Origin of the sequence: Pseudomonas sp. KCJK9016 (genome assembly GCF_046231795.1) — a bacterium.
Lineage (GTDB): Bacteria > Pseudomonadota > Gammaproteobacteria > Pseudomonadales > Pseudomonadaceae > Aquipseudomonas > Aquipseudomonas bananamidigenes.
This window is the reverse complement of the sequence record NZ_JBJJMM010000007.1, coordinates 137,904-158,766: the sequence shown is the minus strand read 5'-3', so window position 1 is coordinate 158,766 and position 20,863 is coordinate 137,904. Positions and strand designations below refer to the sequence as shown.

At 60.7% G+C, this 20,863-nt stretch carries 17 protein-coding genes; 9 read left to right on the top strand and 8 right to left on the bottom strand.

Annotated elements, in window-relative coordinates:
• Window positions 1-11: 11 nt before the first annotated feature.
• Both ACK6BI_RS09125 and ACK6BI_RS09120 read right to left on the bottom strand, forming a co-directional pair.
• Window positions 12-1,718, bottom strand: coding sequence for a ShlB/FhaC/HecB family hemolysin secretion/activation protein (locus tag ACK6BI_RS09125; RefSeq protein ID WP_409316810.1), 1,707 nt, complete (start codon window positions 1,716-1,718; stop codon window positions 12-14).
• Between the two features lie 237 nt (window positions 1,719-1,955).
• Window positions 1,956-2,405 (bottom strand): winged helix-turn-helix transcriptional regulator, encoded by a 450-nt coding sequence (locus ACK6BI_RS09120; protein WP_409316809.1) that lies wholly within the window; start codon window positions 2,403-2,405, stop codon window positions 1,956-1,958.
• A gap of 174 nt (window positions 2,406-2,579) precedes the next feature.
• Here ACK6BI_RS09120 and ACK6BI_RS09115 point away from each other — a divergent pair, with 174 nt between their 5' ends.
• The 7 genes from ACK6BI_RS09115 to ACK6BI_RS09085 all read left to right on the top strand — a co-directional run bounded on the left by ACK6BI_RS09115 (window position 2,580) and on the right by ACK6BI_RS09085 (window position 9,720).
• The gene (locus ACK6BI_RS09115) at window positions 2,580-3,398 is read left to right on the top strand and encodes an alpha/beta fold hydrolase (RefSeq protein ID WP_065259808.1); all 819 of its coding nucleotides are present in this window, start codon (window positions 2,580-2,582) and stop codon (window positions 3,396-3,398) included.
• 260 nt (window positions 3,399-3,658) lie between these two features.
• Window positions 3,659-4,966 carry a flavin-containing monooxygenase gene (locus ACK6BI_RS09110; RefSeq protein ID WP_409316808.1) on the top strand — a complete coding sequence of 436 codons (1,308 nt, stop codon included), beginning with the start codon at window positions 3,659-3,661 and terminating at the stop codon, window positions 4,964-4,966.
• A 58-nt stretch (window positions 4,967-5,024) separates the two neighbouring features.
• Complete coding sequence (locus ACK6BI_RS09105) at window positions 5,025-5,441, top strand: RidA family protein (RefSeq protein WP_065259806.1); 417 nt, start codon at window positions 5,025-5,027, stop codon at window positions 5,439-5,441.
• A 27-nt stretch (window positions 5,442-5,468) separates the two neighbouring features.
• The gene (locus ACK6BI_RS09100) at window positions 5,469-6,146 is read left to right on the top strand and encodes a DUF1028 domain-containing protein (RefSeq protein ID WP_409316807.1); all 678 of its coding nucleotides are present in this window, start codon (window positions 5,469-5,471) and stop codon (window positions 6,144-6,146) included.
• On the top strand, window positions 6,143-7,291 hold the full coding sequence (argE, locus tag ACK6BI_RS09095) for an acetylornithine deacetylase (protein WP_409316806.1): 1,149 nt from the start codon (window positions 6,143-6,145) through the stop codon (window positions 7,289-7,291). Before ACK6BI_RS09100 ends, argE begins: the two co-directional genes overlap by 4 nt.
• 290 nt (window positions 7,292-7,581) lie before the next feature.
• Window positions 7,582-8,997, top strand: coding sequence for a cytosine permease (locus ACK6BI_RS09090; protein WP_065259803.1), 1,416 nt, complete (start codon window positions 7,582-7,584; stop codon window positions 8,995-8,997).
• Between the two features lie 99 nt (window positions 8,998-9,096).
• Entirely contained in the window at window positions 9,097-9,720 is a 624-nt protein-coding gene (locus ACK6BI_RS09085; RefSeq protein ID WP_409316805.1) for a glutathione S-transferase family protein, read from the top strand.
• A 62-nt stretch (window positions 9,721-9,782) separates the two neighbouring features.
• On the opposite strand, the gene ACK6BI_RS09080 is transcribed toward ACK6BI_RS09085, so the two are convergent.
• The gene (locus ACK6BI_RS09080; RefSeq protein WP_409316804.1) at window positions 9,783-10,445 is read right to left on the bottom strand and encodes a M24 family metallopeptidase; all 663 of its coding nucleotides are present in this window, start codon (window positions 10,443-10,445) and stop codon (window positions 9,783-9,785) included.
• A 95-nt stretch (window positions 10,446-10,540) separates the two neighbouring features.
• Entirely contained in the window at window positions 10,541-11,422 is an 882-nt protein-coding gene (gene ptrR, locus ACK6BI_RS09075) for a putrescine utilization regulator PtrR (protein ID WP_409316886.1), read from the bottom strand.
• A gap of 103 nt (window positions 11,423-11,525) precedes the next feature.
• On the opposite strand from ptrR, the gene ACK6BI_RS09070 reads away from it, so the two are divergent.
• A complete protein-coding gene (locus ACK6BI_RS09070; RefSeq protein WP_409316803.1) occupies window positions 11,526-12,917 on the top strand; it encodes an aldehyde dehydrogenase family protein in 1,392 nt (463 codons plus the stop codon).
• 82 nt (window positions 12,918-12,999) lie between these two features.
• Here the strand turns inward: ACK6BI_RS09070 and ACK6BI_RS09065 are convergent, their stop codons facing one another.
• Window positions 13,000-14,169: a DUF1624 domain-containing protein gene (locus tag ACK6BI_RS09065; protein WP_409316802.1), complete on the bottom strand. Its 1,170-nt coding sequence runs from the start codon at window positions 14,167-14,169 to the stop codon at window positions 13,000-13,002.
• 105 nt (window positions 14,170-14,274) lie between these two features.
• A complete protein-coding gene (locus ACK6BI_RS09060; protein WP_409316885.1) occupies window positions 14,275-17,304 on the bottom strand; it encodes an FAD-binding and (Fe-S)-binding domain-containing protein in 3,030 nt (1,009 codons plus the stop codon).
• Window positions 17,305-17,463: 159 nt separating this feature from the next.
• On the opposite strand from ACK6BI_RS09060, the gene ACK6BI_RS09055 reads away from it, so the two are divergent.
• Complete coding sequence (locus ACK6BI_RS09055; protein WP_409316801.1) at window positions 17,464-18,348, top strand: LysR substrate-binding domain-containing protein; 885 nt, start codon at window positions 17,464-17,466, stop codon at window positions 18,346-18,348.
• 181 nt (window positions 18,349-18,529) lie between these two features.
• Here the strand turns inward: ACK6BI_RS09055 and ACK6BI_RS09050 are convergent, their stop codons facing one another.
• Together ACK6BI_RS09050 and ACK6BI_RS09045 are read right to left on the bottom strand one after the other, a co-directional pair.
• The gene (locus ACK6BI_RS09050; RefSeq protein WP_409316800.1) at window positions 18,530-19,102 is read right to left on the bottom strand and encodes a DUF6338 family protein; all 573 of its coding nucleotides are present in this window, start codon (window positions 19,100-19,102) and stop codon (window positions 18,530-18,532) included.
• 123 nt (window positions 19,103-19,225) lie between these two features.
• Window positions 19,226-20,839: a GMC family oxidoreductase gene (locus tag ACK6BI_RS09045; RefSeq protein WP_409316799.1), complete on the bottom strand. Its 1,614-nt coding sequence runs from the start codon at window positions 20,837-20,839 to the stop codon at window positions 19,226-19,228.
• Window positions 20,840-20,863: the final 24 nt, after the last annotated feature.

Below are 20,863 nucleotides of genomic sequence, written 5' to 3'. Positions count from 1 at the left end.
CGGGCAAAAAATTAAAGAAAGAAATCCAGACGGAAATAGATCGGCGCCTCGCGCTCGGTCAGCGCAGCCGGTCGCTCCAGGGAATGGGCGAAGGTCACGGTCGCGGCGACGTGTTCACCGCGGGCAAACAGCTCCAGCGAATTGCTCGACATGCGCCCGTGCTGGTCGCCGTTGTAGCGATCATTACGAATCACGCCCTGATCGTAACCAACGCTGGTGCCATATTCGGCGAACACCGGGCGCAGCCATTCGGCGGTCACCGGGCGTGCCCAGCGCAGGTCGTTGCGCCAGTAGCCGCCGCTGTCGCCGGACAGCGACTGATCCTTGTAACCGCGGATCGAAGAAAGTCCGCCGAGGCTCGTGCGCTGCGGGCTGAACAGCACGTCTTCGCTGCGCTGGCCGGTCATCAGGCTGCTGAAGGTGAGCGACTCGCCCCACAGCTTGAAAGGCTGCAGATAACTCAGGGTCGCGGTGTATTTGCGATAGCGCGCATCCGGTTCGCCCGGCCCCGGATCATGGCTGCCCTGGGCGTCGAATGCGCCAATGCCCTGTTGCATGCCGGCGTCGAAGTTGACGAAAGCACTGCCGACACGACGTCCATGGTTGAAGCCGAACTGCGCTTCGCTGATGCGGTTGCTGCTCAGGCGCAGTTTGCTGTCTTCGATGAAGTTGTTGCTGCGCAGGTAGGACAGCCCGGTGCTGAGGGAGGTCTTGCTCACCGAATCGCGATGAATGACCCGCTCGGCGCGAAACTGGTGGTTCTCGCTGTCGCCGGTCTGCTTGAAGTTGTAGCCGTTGGCCGCGATCTGCGAGCGGTATTCGCTCTGGCTGTAGGTGTAGCTGAAGTTCCACCAGCCCCACGGCAGGTTGTAGCTGAGCATGGCGTTATTGGAGGTGTGCTGATGGTCGGTCATCGCATCGTGACCGCCGCGCAGGCTCAACTGATCGGCCAGGCCCAACGGGCTGTCCCAGTCGAACGTGGTGCCCCACTGTTGCTCGCCGGTGCTGCGCTGGCCGTCGTTACTGCGCGACAGGCCGACACGCCAGGGCTTTTGCGGCGTGTTGTTGACCAGCACTTCGCTGCCGCCAACGTTCTTGCCCGGCGACAATTCCATCTTCGCCTGGTTGGACGGCAGGCGGTTGAGCTGATCGACCATCTGCTCGATCTCGCGCAGGTTGACCAGCTCACCGGTTTTGCCGGGAAAGGCCATGGCCAGTTCACGCTCCGACAGCTTGCTGTTCTCGGCGCCCTTCAGGCCTTCGAGCCGGCCTTCGACTACCAATACTTTCAGGTGGCCACCGGACAGATCCTGTTGCGGCAGATAAGCGCGACTGGTCACCAGCCCTTTTTCGATGTAATGGTCGGTGATGACTTTCAGTAGTTCGTTGAGCTGCGGCACGCCCAGGCACTGGCCGATGTAAGGCTTGAGCAGGCGAGTCTTGTCACGTTCCGACAGGCTGTCGGCACCCTTGAGTTCGATGTCCTTGATCGGGAAGCAACGCGTATCGGCCGGCGCTGTCGGTTTAACCGGTGGGGCTTCCTTGCCGGGCAGGTTTTTCAGTTCTTCGAGACGCCGCTGCTGCTCTTCGAGCAGGCGGTTCTGGCGGTCGCGGATCAGGTCGGTGTCACCGGGGGTGGGTGCAGCGAATACAGCATCAAGCGGAGAAAGGCACAGCAAAGCCAGGCACAACCTCGCCACGAGGGCGGGTGAGGACATGTTCGATCCCTCGAGACGGAAAGTGATATCAGAATAATGGCGCGATGTTAATGAGCCACTATTCTGGCGTCAATTTATCAATTCACCGAAATATTGTTGCCAACGAGCGGCCCCGGTGAAATCGTCCGACTCCGACAGAGATGCGGGATGTTTCTCAGACTGGCCGAGGAAAACCGGTAACCGGATCAGAGAACGCTCCTCAGGGCGAAATTTCCGACAGACCCGACTCACTTCATCTCAGTGCTCGACCGCCCGTTTCGTCGCCACATCTTCCGGCGCAAGCTCGCGGCCATCGGCGGCCAGCAGTTGCAGCCTGCGCAGCGGCTGACGCTTTTGCGCATCGACCATGACGGAACCCGGCTCGCCCGGCGCGTACATGAACTCCCCGCCCCACTGCGACAACGCGACGATCACGGTTTGCAGGGCCCGCCCTTTCTCCGTCAGCACGTATTCCTTGTAGGCGCTGCCGTCGGATGCCGGTTCCAGACGCAGGATATCGCGCTCCACCAGACCCTTGAGACGAACGCTCAGCATGTTCTTGGCGATTTCCAGACTTTTCTCGAAATCGCTGAAACGACGAATGCCTTCCAGCGCGTCACGGATAATCAGCAACGACCACCAGTCGCCGATCAGATCAAGCGTGCGGGCCACCGGGCAGGCATTGCCCGCAAGACTCTTGCGTTTCATTTGAGGTATCTCCGACAAACAGCAGACTCGATGCGGTTGCATCTTACAACTCGCGCCGGAAAACCGATAACGCGGTCCGCCCTGAACTTAGCACTTGCGTACAAGTGCTCGATGCCGTTTGCCGCGATAGTGATCGTCGCCATCACGGCATTCGCCCAGACCCAAGGAGTTTTCATGAGCACTTTCACCACCCAAGACGGCACCCGGATCTATTACAAGGACTGGGGCAGCGGCAAACCTGTGCTGTTCAGCCACGGCTGGCCACTCGACGCGGACATGTGGGAATACCAGATGGAGTACCTGAGCAGCCGCGGCTATCGCACCATCGCCTTCGACCGTCGTGGATTCGGACGCTCGGATCAACCGTGGACCGGTTATGACTACGACACCTTCGCCGACGACATCGCGCAGTTGATCGAACACCTGGATCTGCGTGACGTGACTCTGGTCGGTTTTTCCATGGGTGGTGGCGATGTCAGCCGCTACATTGCGCGCCATGGCAGCGAGCGCGTTGCCGGGCTGGTGTTGCTGGGCGCGGTGACGCCGCTGTTCGGCAAGAAGCCGGACTTTGCCGAAGGCGTCGACAAATCGGTGTTCGACGGGATCAAGGCCGGCCTGCTCAAGGATCGTGCACAGTTCATCGCCGACTTCGCCGCGCCGTTCTACGGCACCAACCAGGGTCAGAAAGTCTCCGATGGCGTACTGACGCAAACCCTGAACATCGCCCTGCTGGCGTCGCTGAAAGGCACGCTGGATTGCGTCACCGCTTTCTCGGAAACCGACTTCCGCCCGGACATGGCGAAAATCGATGTGCCGACCCTGGTGATCCATGGCGACGGCGACCAGATCGTGCCGTTCGAAACCACCGGCAAACGCGCCGCCGCGCAAATCAAGGGCGCCGAACTGAAAGTCTACGCAGGCGCGCCACATGGCTTCGCGGTCACCCATGCACAGCAATTGAATGAAGACCTGCTGGCGTTTCTCGATCGCTGAGTTCGATGTGAGCTGAGCACGCGTGAAAAAGGGTCGCCGACAACCCTGTCGGCGGCCCTTTTTTATCGTTGTCCCGTATTCCGTTGCCTTGGCGAGACCCCACATTTACGGGGCTTTCACGTCTCTGCATCACGTTTTTATCTTCACATGCCAGCTTAATAATATTTTACCGAGAACAACCCCCTCCCTAGTCTGATCCCAAGCACAGAGAACAGGTCGACCACGGCCTGAATCCAACGCCTCGTGAGAAGGGATCAGAGATGACCACTGAAATAATAAAAACAGACACGCTTGTTGTCGGCGCCGGTCAAGCGGGTGTGGCCATGAGTGAACACCTGAGCAAACTCGGTGTGCCGCACCTGGTGCTGGAGCGCAGCCGCATCGCCGAACGTTGGCGCACCGGGCGCTGGGATTCGCTGGTGGCCAACGGTCCGGCGTGGCACGACCGCTTTCCGGGGATGGAATTCGATGACGTCGATCCAGATGGTTTCGCCCACAAGGAGCGCGTCGCCGACTACTTCGAGGCCTACGCGAAAAAATTCAATGCGCCGATCCGCACCGGCGTCGAGGTGAAAAGTGTAGTGCGCAATGTCGGGCGTCCAGGCTTCACCGTCGAGACCTCCGAAGGTGTGATTGAAGCCGCTCGGGTCGTCGCCGCTACCGGCCCGTTCCAGCGCCCGGTGATCCCGGCCATTGCACCTAAGGATGAACGCCTGCTGCAGATTCACTCGGCCGATTACCGTAACCCGCAGCAACTGCCGGTCGGCGCGGTGCTGGTGGTGGGCGCCGGTTCGTCGGGCGTGCAGATCGCCGATGAATTGCAGCGTTCGGGCAAGCAGGTTTACCTCTCGGTCGGCGCCCATGATCGCCCTCCCCGCGCCTATCGCAATCGCGATTTCTGCTGGTGGCTCGGCGTACTCGGCGAGTGGGATCAGGCTGCGATGAAGCCCGGCCGCGAGCACGTGACCATTGCGGTCAGCGGCGCCCACGGTGGCCGCACCATTGATTTCCGTGGTCTGGCCCATCGCGGCATGACGCTGGTCGGCGTCACCGATTCGTTCAACGACGGCGTGGTGACCTTCAAACAGGACCTGCGCGACAACCTCAAGCGTGGCGACGAGAACTACCTCGCGCTGCTGGACGCTGCCGATGCCTACATCGAACGCAATGGTCTTGATCTGCCGCTGGAACCGGAGGCCCGGGAAACCTATCCGGACCCTGAATGCGTGAAAAACCCGCTTACCAGTCTCGATCTGGCCGCCGCCGGCATCACCTCGATCATCTGGGCCACCGGTTTTGCAGTGGACTATTCGTGGCTGAAAGTCGCGGCATTCGATGACAACGGCAAGCCACAGCACCAGCGCGGTGTGTCCAGCGAAGCCGGTGTGTATTTCCTCGGCCTGCCGTGGCAGTCACGACGGGGTTCGTCATTCATCTGGGGCGTGTGGCACGACGCCAAACATGTAGCCGACCACATCGCCACCCAGCGCAAATACCTGGCCTATCGCGACGCCGAGCAACGCGAAGCCGCACTGCACAACAAAGCCGCCGACACCGTCGACGCTTGATTTCCCTTTTCATTACCGGCGCCCGTCGCGCCGGGTCCGATTTCGTCAGGAGCTACACATGAGTCAGCCAACCCACACCCGCATTCGCATGTTCAACACCAAGGACACCTACCCGAACCAGACCCTGGACAACGACCTGTGCCAGGCCGTGCGCGCCGGCAACACCGTGTATGTCCGTGGTCAGGTCGGTACCGATTTCGACGGAAACCTGATCGGCCTCGGCGATCCACGGGCCCAGGCCGAACAAGCCATGCGCAACGTCAAACAATTGCTCGAAGAGGCCGGCAGCGACTTGAGCCATATCGTCAAGACCACCACTTACCTGATCGACCCGCGCTATCGCGAGCCGGTGTATCAGGAGGTCGGCAAATGGCTGAAGGGCGTGTTCCCGATCTCCACCGGGCTGGTGGTGTCGGCCCTGGGACAGCCGCAATGGCTGATGGAGATTGATGTGGTTGCGGTGATTCCCGAGTAATTCGACCTTAGCGAAAGGAGGCCACACATGACATTTTCCATCGCCGCCCGCTGCCCCGAAACCGGTCAGTTCGGCATCGCCATCAGTTCCTCCAGCATCGCCGTCGGCGCCCGCTGCCCGTGGCTGTTGCCGGGTGTCGGCGCAGTGTCGAGCCAGAACATCACCCTGCCCTCGCTCGGCCCGGAAGTGCTCGCCCTGATGGAACAAGGCCTGGCGCCCGAGGCAGCGCTGGACAAGGTGCTGACCCGCAACGGCTACAGTCAGTACCGACAGATCACCGCGATCAACCACCTCGGCCAGACTGCACATTTCAGCGGTACGCAAACCCTCGGGGTACACAACGCAGTGTCCGGTGAGCAATGCGTGGCGGCGGGCAACATGCTTGCAGGACGCTCGGTGATCGAAGCCATGGTCAGCACGTTCGAGGAAGGCGAAGGCCAATTGGCCGACCGCCTGCTCAAGGCCCTGCACGCCGCCCAGGCCTTGGGCGGTGAAGCGGGTCCGGTGCATTCGGCAGCCGTGGTCGTGGTCGGCGAGCTGACCTGGCCGATCGTCAACCTGCGGGTGGACTGGGCCGATGAAGACCCGATCGGCCAACTGCAAAAACTGTGGGACGCCTATCGCCCGCAGCTGCAGGACTACATCGACCGCGCCCTCGATCCGGCCAGGGCGCCGGGTTATGGAGTTGCCGGAGACGACCGATGAGCGACAGCGTCGCATTGCTCAGGACGCTGGTGGGGTTCGACACCACCAGCCGCGAGTCCAACCTGCAACTGATCGATTTCGTGCGCGATTACCTCGAAGGTTTCGATGTGCCGTGCGAGTTGATCTACAACGATGAACGCAGCAAGGCCAACCTGTTCGCCACGATCGGCCCGGGCGATCAGCCAGGCATCGTGCTGTCGGGACATACCGATGTGGTGCCCGTCGATGGCCAGCCATGGACGGTGCCGCCGTTCGAACTCAGCGAGCGTGACGGCAAGCTGTACGGTCGTGGCACGGCGGACATGAAAGGCTACATCGCGTGCGTGCTCGCCCTGGTGCCGTCGTTGATCGAAGCGCCATTGCGCAGGCCGGTACACATAGCCCTGTCCTATGACGAAGAAGTCGGCTGCCTCGGCGTGCGCTCGCTGCTCAAGGTGCTCGCACAACGTCCGGTCAAACCGCTGCTGTGCATCATCGGCGAGCCGACCGAACTCAGACCGGTGCTCGGACACAAAGGCAAACTGGCGATGCGCTGCGACGTCCAGGGTCACGCCTGTCACTCGGCCTACGCGCCGCTCGGGGTCAACGCCATCGAGTGCGCCGCCGAACTGATCGGTGAGCTGGGACGCATCGGCCGGCAGCTCAAGGCTAAACACCTCGACCCGCGTTTCGACCCGCCGTATTCCACGGTGCAGACCGGCGTGATCACTGGCGGCAAGGCGTTGAACATCGTCCCCGCCGATTGCCGTTTCGACTTCGAAATTCGCGCCCTGCCCTCGCAGGATCCGGCGGTCGTCGCGCAGCAGCTCAAGGTCTATGCCGAACAGCAAATGCTGCCGCGCATGCGGGCCGTCAGCGCGCAGAGCGATATCCGTTTCAGCGAATTGTCTGCCTATCCGGGCCTTGCCACCGATGCCACAAGCCAGGCCGCCGAATTGATCGCGGCGTTCTGTGGCTCGGAAGATTTCGGCACGGTGGCATTCGGCACTGAAGGCGGACTGTTCAACGCGGTGGGCATTCCCACGGTGGTGTGCGGGCCCGGCAGCATGGACCAGGGCCACAAGCCGGACGAGTTCGTCAGCCTCGATCAACTCAAGGCTTGCGACCAGATGCTGCAACGGATGCTGACTTCGATTCGTCTCTGAAAATACCGGACCGGGTGCAGGATCCCTATCCGCAGCCGAGCCGCAATATCACCGACAGACAGCTGCTCCGATGGAGATCAGCTGCGCTGTCGTTCATGGCGCTGAAACACCCGAAACAGAGCGTTTTCACCTGACCGCAGAGCCTCGTTTTTTTAACGCCTGAAGCAACAAAACAACTAATTTATCTCTCTCCGGGCATTGCCCATGATCAACCCCAACAAGAAATGCGCCGTCCGTGCCGGCGCTCACTGAAGTACGTCCACGTACTCGTCCTTGCCTTGGAGTTCGTCATGGCCACCTCTGCAACAACGTCCGCACCGCTCATTGAGAAACACACGATCGGCTATGTGCCGCCCGAAGATCGCCACGGAAAGGTTCGGGATCTGTTCACCCTCTGGTTCGGCGGCAACATCGCGCCGTTGCCCATCGTCACCGGCGCCCTCGGTGTACAGCTGTTTCACCTGAATCTGGTGTGGGGCATCGTCGCCATTCTGGTCGGCCATCTGGTCGGCGGTGTGCTGATGGCGCTGCACTCGGCGCAGGGCCCGCAGATGGGCATTCCGCAGATGATCCAGAGCCGCGCGCAATTCGGCTCCCTCGGTGCACTGCTGGTGGTGTTGATTGCCGGCGTCATGTACATCGGTTTTTTTGCCTCCAACATCGTGCTGGCCGGCAAGTCCCTGCATGGCGTGGTCGACAGCGTGCCGGTGCCGGTAGGTATCGTCATCGGTGCGCTGGGGTCGGGAATCATCGGGATCATCGGTTACCGGTTCATCCATGTGCTCAATCGCATCGGCACCTGGGTGCTGGGAATCGGCATCGTGATCGGCTTCGGCTACATCCTGACGCATGTGCAGACGGCTGACTTCCTCACCCGTGGCAGTTTCAATCTCTCGGGCTGGCTTGCCACCGTATCGCTGGCAGCGTTGTGGCAGATCGCGTTTGCGCCGTACGTGTCGGACTACTCGCGCTATCTGCCGGCGAATGTACCGGTGGCTGCGACATTCTGGACCACTTACCTCGGTTCCGCGCTGGGCTCCAGCCTGTCATTCATCTTCGGTGCGGTCGCCGTACTGGCCACACCGGTGGGAATGGACACCATGGACGCCGTGAAACTCGCCACCGGCGCCATCGGCCCGTTGATGCTGGTGCTGTTTCTGCTCAGCGTGATCAGCCACAACGCCCTCAACTTGTACGGCGCGGTGCTGTCGCTGATTACCCTGGTGCAGACCTTTGCTTACCGCTGGATTCCGACCGCGAAGAGCCGTGCGGTGATTTCGCTGATCGTTCTGCTGGCCTGCTGCTTCACGGCCGTGGGTGCGTCGTCGGACTTCATCGGCCACTTCGTCGACATGGTGCTGGTGCTGCTGGTCGTGCTGGTGCCGTGGACGGCGATCAACCTGATCGACTTCTACGCCATCCATAAAGGTCAGTACGACATCGACTCGATCTTCAAGGTCGACGGCGGCATCTATGGCCGCTACAACCCGCAAGCCTTGCTGGCGTATGCGATCGGCATCGTGGTGCAGATTCCGTTCATGAACACGCCACTGTATGTCGGCCCGGTGTCGGCGCACATCAACGGCGCGGACCTTTCCTGGCTGGTGGGGTTGCTGGTGACGTCGCCGCTGTATTTCTGGCTGGCCAGTCGTGACAGTGCTTATCGCCGGCGCTTGATGACCGGGAAGCTGGCGGGCAGTCTCTGAAGTCAGCGAGCTGAACAAACAAGGCCCGCCCCGTGCGGGCCTTCTGCTTTGCGTTGTGCTATTTCTTTACGCCCGACGACAACCGGAGATGAAAATCCAATGCTGCGAATTCTGGGCAAAGCTTCATCGATCAATGTGCGCAAAGTGCTGTGGACCTGTGCCGAACTGAACCTTTGCTTCGATCGCGAGGATTGGGGCAGCAGTTTTCAATCGACGTCGACGCCGGCGTTCCTCGCACTCAATCCCTGCGCGATGGTGCCGGTCATTCAGGACGATGATTTCACGCTGTGGGAATCGAACTCGATCATTCGCTATCTGGCGTCCCGATACCAGGGCGCACACCTTTACCCGAGCGAGGCACGCGCCCGCGCGCGGGTGGATCAATGGATCGACTGGCAGGCTTCGGAACTGAACAAATCCTGGTCCTACGCGTTCATGTCGCTGGTACGCAAATCACCTGCCCACCAGGACAGCGCCGCACTTGCAGCCGGTTGCCGGGAGTGGGCAAGGCACATGGAGATCCTCGACCGACAGCTGCAAAAGACCGGAGCCTACGTCAGCGGCGAGCAGTTTTCCCTCGCCGACATTCCTATTGGCCTGTCGGTCAATCGCTGGTTCGAGACGCCGCTGGAGCATCCGCACCTGCCGGCGGTGAGCGCTTATTACGAGCGCTTGAACCTGCGCCCCGGCTACCGCTTGCACGGGCGCAACGGCACGCCTTGATTGGCATTTTTAACGAGGACATCAGCGCTTCATAGCGCCGCCTGCAGTCCTGTGCCCGTGAATCAGATCAACAGGTCTTCATAAAACGCGCCATACGGAAGCTCAGGGTGTTCGATCTGGATTTCCAGAATCCACACACCGGCATTCGGCGCCTGATCGAAGTCCCCGAGATTGCCGCCACGATAAATCGCGTGAGGAAAATCGCTGACCCGATGGCCCTTGATGTCCAGGTTCAACTTCCAGCCCATGGCCTCGGCCTGATCGCTGGCGTAGCGATACAGTTCGACCCCGGTTACGCCCTGGCGCCAGAAGGCTTCAACCTTGTCGAAGAGTTCCTTGGAAGCTGCCGCACAGGCAATCATTTGCGGATCGGAGCCAGTGACGAACGTCGCCCCGGCATCGCCTTCATGGCCTTCCCAGACCACGCCCATGTCGATGAAGAAAATGTCTTCCTCGCCCAGCATCGGATCGCCTTCGGAGCGCTCCTTGAAAGTCTTCAGCGTATTGGCGCCGAAGCGGATCAGCAGCGGATGCCAGATCCGGTCCATGCCCAGTTCGACGAGAATCTCTTTGCCTCGTGCATGGGCTTCGGATTCGCGCATGCCGGGCTTGATCACTTTGGCGATCTCGTCCACGGCCTTCCAGGTCAACTGTTGGGCGTGGCGCATGGTCTCCAGCACAAAACGCTCACCTACTGCTTCTTTACCGCTCAGGGCTGTGGTCATCGCTGATTCCTTCTGGCTGATCGCGCATCGCTTGCGCTGTATAGTTTTTTATATTGCGAAACGGGACACCCAAGATACAGCCATGACACAACGTGTCAAACTTCTTCTGCGCGTACCACGCCACGTTCTTCCAGCAACCGAACGAACATGCTCAAACTGCGCGACACCGTGCCCCGTCGCCACACCAGCCACGTCGTCAGATAGCGAAAATCCGCCGCCAGCGGCCAGACACTCACCGTCGCGCAACCGGGCATGCTCTGCAGCATGCTGCGTGGCATCAGCGCCAGACCGGCGCCGGCGCTGACGCAGGCGAGCATGCCGTGATAGGACTCCATTTCGAAGATCTTGCCGGGAACCGCAGCGTCGGTGCTGAACCATTTTTCGAAGTGATGGCGATAGGAACAGTTCGAGCGGAACGCGTAGATATTCTCGCCGTTCACATCCGCGGCGCGCTGGATCGGCCTGTGGTGCAGCGGCGAGATGATGACCATTTCCTCTTCGAACGCCGGAATGCCTTCCAGTGCCGGGTGCAACACCGGGCCATCGACGAACGCCGCCGCCAGACGCCCGGAAAGCACCCCGTCGATCATCGTCCCGGAGGGGCCGGTCGACAGGTCCAGATCAACCTTCGGGTGTTGCTGGTTATAGGTCGCCAGCAAGCCGGGAATGCGCACCGCTGCCGTGCTTTCCAGCGATCCCAACGGGAATGCACCCTGCGGTTCTTCGCCGGCCACCGTGGCGCGGGCTTCCTGCACCAGATCGAGAATCCGCCGTGCGTACTCCAGAAAACTCCAGCCGGCGGGCGACAGACGCAAACGGCTCTTCTCGCGGATGAACAGATCGACGCCGAGATCTTCCTCCAACTGCTTGATGCGGGTCGTCAGGTTCGATGGCACGCGATGGATCTGTGCCGCCGCGGCGCTGATGCTGCCGTGCTCGGCAACAGCCTTGAAGATTTCCAGTTGCACCAGATCCACAGTCATTCTCCAATCGTGAAAGAAACGCTCTTTATTATTCAGTTTCCAGAAACTGAACACCACCCTACTCTGAGCGCATCCGATGAACTCGCAGGACGATGCCATGAGCCCGATTTCCAGCCAGACCCACGCCATTTCGATCAACCCCGCCACCGGCGAGCAGATCGGCCACTACGCCTTTGAATCCGCCGAGGCCCTCGACGCCGCGCTGACCCGTGCTGCCTTCGGTTTCGGCAAGTGGAAACGCAAGCCGCTGCAGGACCGCTCCCGTGCCCTGACCGCTTTGGCCGGTGCTCTGCGCGACAGCAGCGAAGCCATGGCGACCATGATCACCCGGGAGATGGGCAAGCCGATCGCCCAGGCCCGTGGCGAAATCGAGAAATGCGCCAAGCTCTGCGAGTGGTACGCCGAACACGGCCCGGCCATGCTCGACGCCGAACCGACCCTGGTCGAGGGCGGCAAGGCGCGGATCGAGTACCGCCCGCTGGGGCCGATCCTTGCCGTAATGCCGTGGAACTTCCCGATCTGGCAAGTGCTGCGCGGTGCCGTGCCGGCGCTGATCGCCGGCAACACCTACGTGCTCAAGCATGCGCCCAACGTGATGGGCAGCGCTTATCTGCTGCGCGATGCGTTCAAGCGCGCGGGATTTGCCGATGGTGTGTTTGAAGTGATCAACGTCACCCCGGAAGGGGTTTCCCGGGCTATCGCAGACCCGCGCATCGCCGCCGTGACCCTGACCGGCAGCGTCCGCGCCGGCATGGCGATCGGCGCCCAGGCCGGTGCCGCGCTGAAGAAGTGCGTGCTGGAACTGGGCGGCTCCGATCCGTTCATCGTGCTCAACGACGCCGATATCGACGAAGCCGTGCAAGCGGCAGTGATCGGTCGCTACCAGAACTCCGGCCAGGTCTGCGCTGCGGCCAAACGTCTGATCATCGAAGAAGGCGTGGTTGAAGAGTTCACCCGCAAGTTCGTCGAAGCCACCCGTCAGCTGAAGATGGGCGACCCGTTGTCCGCCGATAACTACATCGGCCCGATGGCCCGTTTCGACCTGCGTGACGAACTGGATCAGCAAGTGCGTGACACCCTGGAAGAAGGCGCCACCCTGCTGCTCGGTGGCGCCAAGGTCGAGGGCGCAGGCAACTACTATGAGCCGACCGTGCTGGCCGACGTCACCGACCGCATGACCTCGTTCAAGCAGGAATTGTTTGGCCCCGTGGCTTCGATCATCACCGCCCGCGACTGCGCCCACGCCGTGGCCCTGGCCAACGACAGCGAGTTCGGCCTGACCGCCACGATCTACACCGCCAACGTTGCCCTGGCCCAGCAACTGACCAGCGAACTGGAGACCGGTGGCGTGTTCATCAACGGGTACTCCGCCAGCGACCCGCGCGTGACCTTCGGCGGCGTCAAGAAAAGCGGTTTCGGTCGTGAACTGTCGCACTTCGGTGTACGTGAGTTCTGCAATGCCCAGACGGTGTGGCTGGATCGCCGTTAAGTCCTGAATACGAGAAAACCGGGCATCGCCCGGTTTTTTTGTTGATGCACATCACGTTCGTGAGGAAGCCCGGACTAATTCCTTACAGATACTTCAACCAGGCCATGTCACGTCGCCGAGCCTTGAGTGCGGAGAACCAGCGCACCGCCGGGAGCAGCGCAATCGCCAGCACCATCGCCGCCAGCCACACCGGCACCACCGACGAAAAACCGAAATAACTGCCCTGATTGAGCCCGACCAACGCCACACCGATCAGGTACAACACCTTCAACACATACAGATGCAGCAGATAGAAAAACATCGGCGCCGAACCGAACACCGCCAGCCAGCGAATCCAGCGTCGATCCTGTGCCCTCTCGAATACCAGCAACAGCAGCAGACCGATGCTCACCGTCAGTGTGATGAACAACAGCGACGGCGGATATTTGGTGATGTTGAAAAAGCTCATCAGGGTTTGCAGGCTGCTGTCATTGATCGACCAGGGTTTTTCGCCGTAGCCATTGATCAACCGCAGCGCCACAAAACCGAGCAGCCCGGCGATGCCTGCGATCAGCAAACGCCGCTGACGAACACCCGCATCGGCCATTCGGGCAAACCATGGCCCCAACGCGTAACCCACACCGATCACACCGATCCACGGCAGCAACGGGTACGAGGTGCGCAAATGCAGACTCTCGCCGGCCTCGATCCAGCCCCGGTCATGCAGGATTGCCCACGGCACATGCAGCGCCGATTCCGTTCCGAAATGCACACCATCGAGCAGGTTGTGCCCGGCGATGATCGTCAGGCTCAGCGTCAACAGCAGCCAGCGTGGCAGCCAGACCAGCAGCGACAGCGCAATCATGCTCAGGCCGATGGCCCAGATCACTTGCAGGTAAATCACGCTCGGTGGCAGCTGGAACGTCCAAGCGAAATTCACCAGGGTGAATTCGAGCACCACCAGGAACAGACCACGCTTGAACAGAAAGGCACTGACGTCAGCCTTGCCGTCATGTTTTTCCCCGAACAGCCACGCCGACAATCCGGTCAGCAACACGAACACCGGCGCGCACAGGTGTGCCAGACTCCGGCTGAAAAACAGCGCCGGTTCGGTGCTGGCGATGTCCATCGGATCGGAGACCTGACGATGCAGCAGAAAGGTTTCGCGCACGTGATCCAGCAACATGAACAGAATGACCAGGCCACGCAGTGCATCAATGGACAGTAGCCGGCCAGTCGCCGGCGGGACGTTTCGGGGAACAGCGAGGGTCATGAAGGGTTCGCAATCGAATGAAGAGTTCGACCGGGCCGCAGGTAAACAGCCCGACAATTTGCGTTACCTTATAACATGAAAATCCGCTTCAGTTGCTAACGGCTCTCAAACAGAGCGCAGTCGTTCCAGCAGCACTTGCAACGGATGACGCACCGTCCGGTCGGCCTGGCGCTTGACCTGGCTGCGGCACGAATAGCCGGTCGCCAGTGCTTCGCCCTGCTCTACCGGCGCCTCGATCTGCTTCGCCCAGGACTGCTCGTAAATCACTGCCGAGGTTTCGCGATTGCGGGCTTCGTGGCCGTAGGTGCCGGACATCCCGCAGCAACCGGTGGCCTGGGTCGTCAGTTTCAGACCGACGCGCTCGAACACTTGCTCCCATTGCCGGGTCGCGGCGGGCGCGTTGGTTTTCTCGGTGCAGTGCGCAAGCAGGCGGAAGCTTTCACCCTCTCGCGAGTCCGTCCGTTGCGGCATGACCTTCAGCAACCACTCCTGCACCAGCGCCACTTCAGGGCAATCCGCAATGCCTGGCACCTTGAGGTATTCCTGGCGATAAACCAGCGTCATCGCCGGATCAAGCCCTACCAGCGGCACGCCCGTCTGTGCCAGTTCGCGAAGTTGACCGGCATTGCGCAACGCCGCGCGATTGAACGCCGGCAGGAAGCCCTGCACATGCAGCGGTTTGCCGTTGGCACTGAACGGCGCCAGATAAACCTGATAACCCAGTCGCGAAATCAACTCGATCAGATCCGCCAGCAAGGGGGCTTCGAAATACCGGGTGAACGCGTCCTGTACCAGCACCACGCTGCGCTCGCGTTGCGCCTGAGTCAGCGCCGAAAGCACCTCGACCGACGCCGGCTGAACCTGCCAGCGGCGCATGGCCGCATGGAAATCGAAACGGCTGAGCAGCGGCACATCGACCATGCCGCCGAGACGCTCAAGCCAGCGACGGCTGAAAGAGGCCCCCATCAAACCGTTGTAGAGAAACGGAATTCGAGCCATGTACGGGATCGTGTATTCCAGCGAGGCAATCAGATAATCCCGCGCCGGTCGCAGATAACGCGTGTGGTACAGCTCCAGAAACCGCGAGCGGAAATCCGGTACGTTGACCTTCACCGGACACTGCCCTGCGCAGGACTTGCACGCCAGGCAGCCGGCCATGGCGTCGTACACCTCGTGGGAGAAGTCTTGCTCCTGGGCACGGCTGTTGCGCCAGCGCTGCAACAGCGTGCTGAAAAACGGCGGACGGCGACTGGCATCGGACAACACATCGACCCCTGCTTCGCCCTGCAAACGCAGCCATTCGCGAATCAGCGAAGCCCGGCCTTTTGGCGACTGCGAACGCTGGCGAGTGGCTTTCCACGACGGGCACATCGCATCGTCTGGATCGAAGTTGTAGCAGGCGCCGTTGCCGTTGCAGTGCATGGCCGCGCCGTAGTCCTGCCAGACTTTCTCGTCGATTTGCCGATCGAGTTCGCCGCGCAGGGTCACTTCGTCGATCTTCAGTAGTGCAGCGCCAGGAATATTCGGTGTGGCGATCTTGCCCGGATTGAACTGGTTGAACGGATCGAACGCCGCCTTCAAGGCTTGCAGCGCCGGGTATAACGCGCCGAAGAAGGCCGGCGCATATTCCGAACGAAGCCCCTTGCCATGCTCGCCCCACAGCAGGCCCCCGTAGCGCTGGGTCAGCGCGGCGACGCCGTCGGACACCGGTCGTACCAGTGCGGCTTGTTTCGGATCCTTCATGTCGAGAATCGGCCGTACATGCAGCACGCCGGCATCGACGTGGCCGAACATGCCGTATTGCAATTGATGGCTGTCGAGCAGGTCACGCAGTTCGGCAATGTACTCGGCCAGGTGTTGCGGCGGTACCGCGGTGTCTTCGACAAACGGCTGCGGCCGCGCTTCACCGGCAACGTTGCCGAGCAACCCCACCGCGCGTTTGCGCATGCCGTAAACGCGGTTCACCGCTGCATGTCCAACGGCCAGCGTGTGGCCCAATCGCTCGACTGTCGCATCGTTGCCCAAATGCTGAACGAAAGCCTCGACCCGGCCTTGCAGTTCCTCGGGATCGTCGCCGCAGAATTCCACCAGGTTGATCCCCAGCGTCGGCCGCTCGGCGCTTTGCGGAAAGTATTCGGCAACGCCATGCCAGACGATGTCCTGCATCGCCAGCAACAGCACTTTGGAGTCCACGGTCTCGATCGACAGCGGTTTGAGCGCCATCAATGCCCGGGCGTCACGCAGGGCATCCATGAAGCCGCTATAGCGGATGTTCACCAGCATCGTGTGCTTGGGGATCGGCAGCACGTTGAGCTTGGCCTCGACCACAAACCCCAGCGAACCTTCAGCGCCGCACAACACGCTGTTGAGGTTGAAACGGTTGTCGGCCTCACGCAGGTGCGCCAGGTCGTAGCCGGTCAGGCAGCGATTGAGGTCGGGGAAGGTTTCCCGGATCAACTCGCCCTGCTCATCGATGATCTGCCGCGCACAGCGGTACACCTCACCGGCCCGGCCCTCGCGGGCGCATTCCGCTGCCAGTTCACTTTCTTCCAGAGGACGACCGTGCAAGCGATCGCCACCGCGCAAAACCATGTGCAACTCCAGCACATGGTCGCGGGTCTTGCCGTAGGTGCAACTGCCCTGGCCGCTGGCGTCGGTGTTGATCATGCCGCCCACAGTGGCGCGGTTCGACGTCGACAGTTCCGGGGCGAAAAACAGCCCGGCGGATTTCAGGGCGGCGTTGAGTTGATCCTTCACCACACCGGCCTGCACCCGCACCCAACGCTGCTCAACGTTGATTTCGAGAATACGGTTCATATGCCGTGACAGATCCACGACGATGCCGTCAGTCAGCGACTGGCCATTGGTACCGGTGCCACCGCCGCGAGGTGTAATCACCACTGTCCGGTAAGCCGGTTCGGCAATCAGACGCGCCAGCAGCGCCACGTCGTCGGCATCACGGGGGAATACCGCCGCTTGCGGCAAACGCTGATAAATGGAGTTGTCAGTGGCCAGCACCACGCGGCTGGCGTAGTCGGCGCTGATTTCGCCGCGAAAGCCATTGGTTTCAAGGGCTTTGAGAAACTGTTGGTAATCGGTGTTCAACGCGGTGGAAGGCGACAGCTGGGCAATCATCGGGCGTGCAATCTCGGTCAAAAACGGGCCGTGTGGCGGTGAACAGTTGTGCGCAACGAATGATTGCGTCACGCTCCCGCCATCTCATAGACCTTATGTTCATTGCAGAGCGATGCCGGGACAACCGTAAAATCGACCCGCAATCCATGACTAAAACGAATGAATCCGCGAACCCTCACTCCCTCGATGTCGTTGCTGCTGGCGTTTGAAGCCGCCGCACGCCATGAAAGCTACACCCGCGCCGCCCACGAACTGTCGCTGACCCAGAGTGCAGTCAGCCGTCAGGTGCAGATTCTGGAAAAGATGCTCGGCATGCGCCTGTTCAGCCGTGAAGGCCGGCGGGTGATCCTGACCGACGTCGGGCGCATGTATCAACGCGAACTGTCCGAAGCCCTCGGCCAGATCCGCAGCGCCACCCTGCAGGCCATGGCGTTCGGCTCGGGCATTCACAGCCTGCGCCTGGCGACACTGCCGACCTTCGGTTCGAAATGGCTGCTGCCGCGTTTGAAAGACTTCTACACCGCGCACCCGGGCATGACCGTGCACCTGCATTCACGGATCGAAGCCATCGACTTCGACACCAGTGAAATCGACGCGGCGATTTGTGTTGGTGGCGGCGACTGGCCGGGACTGACCGCTCACCGCCTGCACACCGAAGAACTGGTGGTGATTGCCAGTTCGCAGCTGTCCGATACCGAACGTCTGGCTGCCGACCAGGATATCGCCGGGCAACTGCTGCTCAACGTCAGCAGCAATGCCCAGGCGTGGTCCGAGTGGTTCAGCCATCACGCCCTGCCTCATCGCAGCATGCGTATGGGCCCGAGTTTTGAAATGACGTCGCACCTGATCCAGGCCGTGCGCGCCAATATCGGCATCGGGCTGGTGCCGAGAATTCTGGTAGAGGATGAATTGCACAACGGTGAGCTGCTGCAACTGGGGGAGCCGATCAGCAGTCGGCGCAGCTATTATTTGGTGTACCCGGCGCGCAATGAATCGTTGGCATCGTTGAAGGCGTTTCGGGATTGGTTGGTGCAGACGCTCTGAGTGGGTGAGCCTGAACTGGGGAGTTGGCAGCCGGGGCGGATAATCGCCCCTTGTATTAGCTAACGCTTCAGCGGTGGGGGTGCCTTTGGGCCTTTGATCAATGGTTGCTCCAGCAACTTCCCGTCAGGTCCGACGAATAGGCGTTCCAAATGTTTCGGCATGGGTTGCGGTGCTCTGGCAGTCATGATCGCTCCTCTGATATTGGGCTGAACTCAACCCATTTAACCTTCGCGGAATCTATCAGCAAAAATTCGGCGCCAATAGGATCCAATTTGCCATCGTCGTTGAGCCAGCGTGGAAACCTCATCAAAAACTGCCCGTTGTTCGACTCCGGTGGCCACTCGACTGGCCAGCCTAGAACGCGCCTTTCATCCTCCAGATGAAGGGTGACGAATCGGTCATATTGAGCGAAAGCGCAGAACCATTCACTGGGACAGGAAGATTGTTTCGTTACATTTCTGCTGCGCAACCACCTTTGCAATTTGCCATTGGTGGTCAGACAACAAGCGATCAACCCAAGTAGCAACGAAGCAGAAAATGCCCAGCACGCCTCAGCCTTGGCATCCCACTTTCCTACAGAAAACCCCTTGTCTCCCACCCACATACAAACCGCCCCGATCCCCAACACCATCCCGTGAATCACAAACGTATCCGGCCGCTTGAACGCCGTCAGGGTGTAGAAAATCCAGGTCGAGACAAACCCCGGGATCAGATACTGCAGCAGCGGAATCACCTCTTTCACCAGATCATCCATGATCGGTCGCTCCTTGCATCAAAAAAACAACCCTCCAGAAACAGCAATGCCGGCCCGTAACGGGCCGGCATTCAAAGCCTAGTGCGCGCGGGAAAAACGCCCGCGATCAAGTGTCACCGCGCATTACGCATCCTGCAGAATCAGATCCGCGCCCTTCTCCGCCACCATCAGCACCGCCGCATGGGTGTTGCCCGACGTGACGTTGGGGAAGATCGACGCATCGACGATCCGCAACCCGTCCAGACCATGCACCTTGAGGCGCTTGTCGACCACCGATGTCTGTTCGTCCGCGCCCATCGCGCAGGAGCCGCACAGGTGATAGATCGAGCCGCAGTTGTCGCGGAAGTACTGCAACATCTGCTCGTCAGTTTCCACTGCCGGCCCGGGCAACACTTCATCGACCGTAATGCCCTTGAGTGCCGGAGCGCTCATGATTTTGCGCATCAGACGACTGCCCTGAATCACCTCGTCGATATCCTTTTGCGTGCTCAGGTAGTTCGGGTCGATCAACGCCGCATCGCGGGGATTTTTCGAGGCAATCGTGATGTGCCCACGACTGGTGGGGCGGCATGGGTTGAAGCACAACAGGAAGCCTGAATAGGGTTCGGGCTTGAGGCTGGCCTTGTTGTTTTTCGGAATCTGGTACGACAGCGGATTGAAATACAGCTGCAGGTTTGGATGGTTCTGCTCCGGGTTGCCTCGGAAGAAACCGCCCGCCTGATTGACGCTCATCGCCAGTGCGCCCTTGCGGGTCAACAGGTATTTGACGCCGAGTTTGAACTGGCCGAACAGCGAGCTGAGTTCATCGTTCAGCGTCGGGATATTGGCCTTGTAGTAGTAGCTGACGCACAAGTGATCCTGCAGGTTCTGCCCCACCGCCGGCAGGTGTTTGACAACCGGAATCTGATGCTTCGCCAGCAAGGCACGATCCGCCACGCCGGACAGTTGCAGAATCTTCGGCGTATCGACGGCGCCGGCACACAGGATCACTTCCTTGCGCGCCGTGAAGGTGCGCACCACGCCATGCTGGGTGATGGAAATACCGGTGGCGCGCTGCTGGCTTTCATCGAACAAGACCCGATCGACCAAGGCGTAATGCTCGACCGTCAGATTCGGCCGGCTCAGTGCCGGGTGCAAATGGGCGAAGCTGCTGGAGCTGCGCTGACCGTTGCGGGTGTTGACGTCATAGATGCCCGCGCCTTCGAAGTGCGGACCGTTGAAATCGTCGCTGCGCGGGTAACCGAGTTCGTCGCAGCCCTTGAGGAACACGTCGCAGATCGGGTGGGTCTGGCCGGCCATCGGGGTGATGCTGATCGGGCCACTGCCGCCGTGGTACTCGCTGTCGCCCGATGGATGATTTTCCAGTTTGCGAAAGTACGGCAGCACATCCTTGTAACCCCAGCCATCGTTGCCGTTGGCCGCCCAGTCGTTGAAATCATGAGCCTGACCACGCACGTAAATCATCGCGTTGATCGAGCCCGAACCGCCCTGGACCTTGCCACGCGGGGCGTAGATCCGGCGATTGCCCAATTGCTTCTGCGGCTGGCTGTAGTACATCCAGTTGAAGGTCGGGTTGTAATACATTTTGGCGAAGCCGACCGGGATCTTGAACCACAGGGAACTGTCTTTGCCGCCCGCTTCCAGCAGCAGCACCGTGTGTCGGCCCGAGGCCGAAAGCCGGTTGGCCAGCACGCAGCCAGCGGCGCCTGCGCCAGCGATGATGTAGTCGTATGTCATGCACGGTTACCGCGTAAGTCTTTT

Coding starts and splice junctions, on each gene's coding strand:
- ACK6BI_RS09125 (WP_409316810.1), bottom strand. CDS start 1,718: ATGTCCTCACCCGCCCTCGTGGCGAGGTTGTGCCTGGCTTTGCTGTGC.
- ACK6BI_RS09120 (WP_409316809.1), bottom strand. CDS start 2,405: ATGAAACGCAAGAGTCTTGCGGGCAATGCCTGCCCGGTGGCCCGCACG.
- ACK6BI_RS09115 (WP_065259808.1), top strand. CDS start 2,580: ATGAGCACTTTCACCACCCAAGACGGCACCCGGATCTATTACAAGGAC.
- ACK6BI_RS09110 (WP_409316808.1), top strand. CDS start 3,659: ATGACCACTGAAATAATAAAAACAGACACGCTTGTTGTCGGCGCCGGT.
- ACK6BI_RS09105 (WP_065259806.1), top strand. CDS start 5,025: ATGAGTCAGCCAACCCACACCCGCATTCGCATGTTCAACACCAAGGAC.
- ACK6BI_RS09100 (WP_409316807.1), top strand. CDS start 5,469: ATGACATTTTCCATCGCCGCCCGCTGCCCCGAAACCGGTCAGTTCGGC.
- argE (WP_409316806.1), top strand. CDS start 6,143: ATGAGCGACAGCGTCGCATTGCTCAGGACGCTGGTGGGGTTCGACACC.
- ACK6BI_RS09090 (WP_065259803.1), top strand. CDS start 7,582: ATGGCCACCTCTGCAACAACGTCCGCACCGCTCATTGAGAAACACACG.
- ACK6BI_RS09085 (WP_409316805.1), top strand. CDS start 9,097: ATGCTGCGAATTCTGGGCAAAGCTTCATCGATCAATGTGCGCAAAGTG.
- ACK6BI_RS09080 (WP_409316804.1), bottom strand. CDS start 10,445: ATGACCACAGCCCTGAGCGGTAAAGAAGCAGTAGGTGAGCGTTTTGTG.
- ACK6BI_RS09070 (WP_409316803.1), top strand. CDS start 11,526: ATGAGCCCGATTTCCAGCCAGACCCACGCCATTTCGATCAACCCCGCC.
- ACK6BI_RS09065 (WP_409316802.1), bottom strand. CDS start 14,169: ATGACCCTCGCTGTTCCCCGAAACGTCCCGCCGGCGACTGGCCGGCTA.
- ACK6BI_RS09060 (WP_409316885.1), bottom strand. CDS start 17,304: ATGATTGCCCAGCTGTCGCCTTCCACCGCGTTGAACACCGATTACCAA.
- ACK6BI_RS09055 (WP_409316801.1), top strand. CDS start 17,464: ATGAATCCGCGAACCCTCACTCCCTCGATGTCGTTGCTGCTGGCGTTT.
- ACK6BI_RS09050 (WP_409316800.1), bottom strand. CDS start 19,102: ATGGATGATCTGGTGAAAGAGGTGATTCCGCTGCTGCAGTATCTGATC.
- ACK6BI_RS09045 (WP_409316799.1), bottom strand. CDS start 20,839: ATGACATACGACTACATCATCGCTGGCGCAGGCGCCGCTGGCTGCGTG.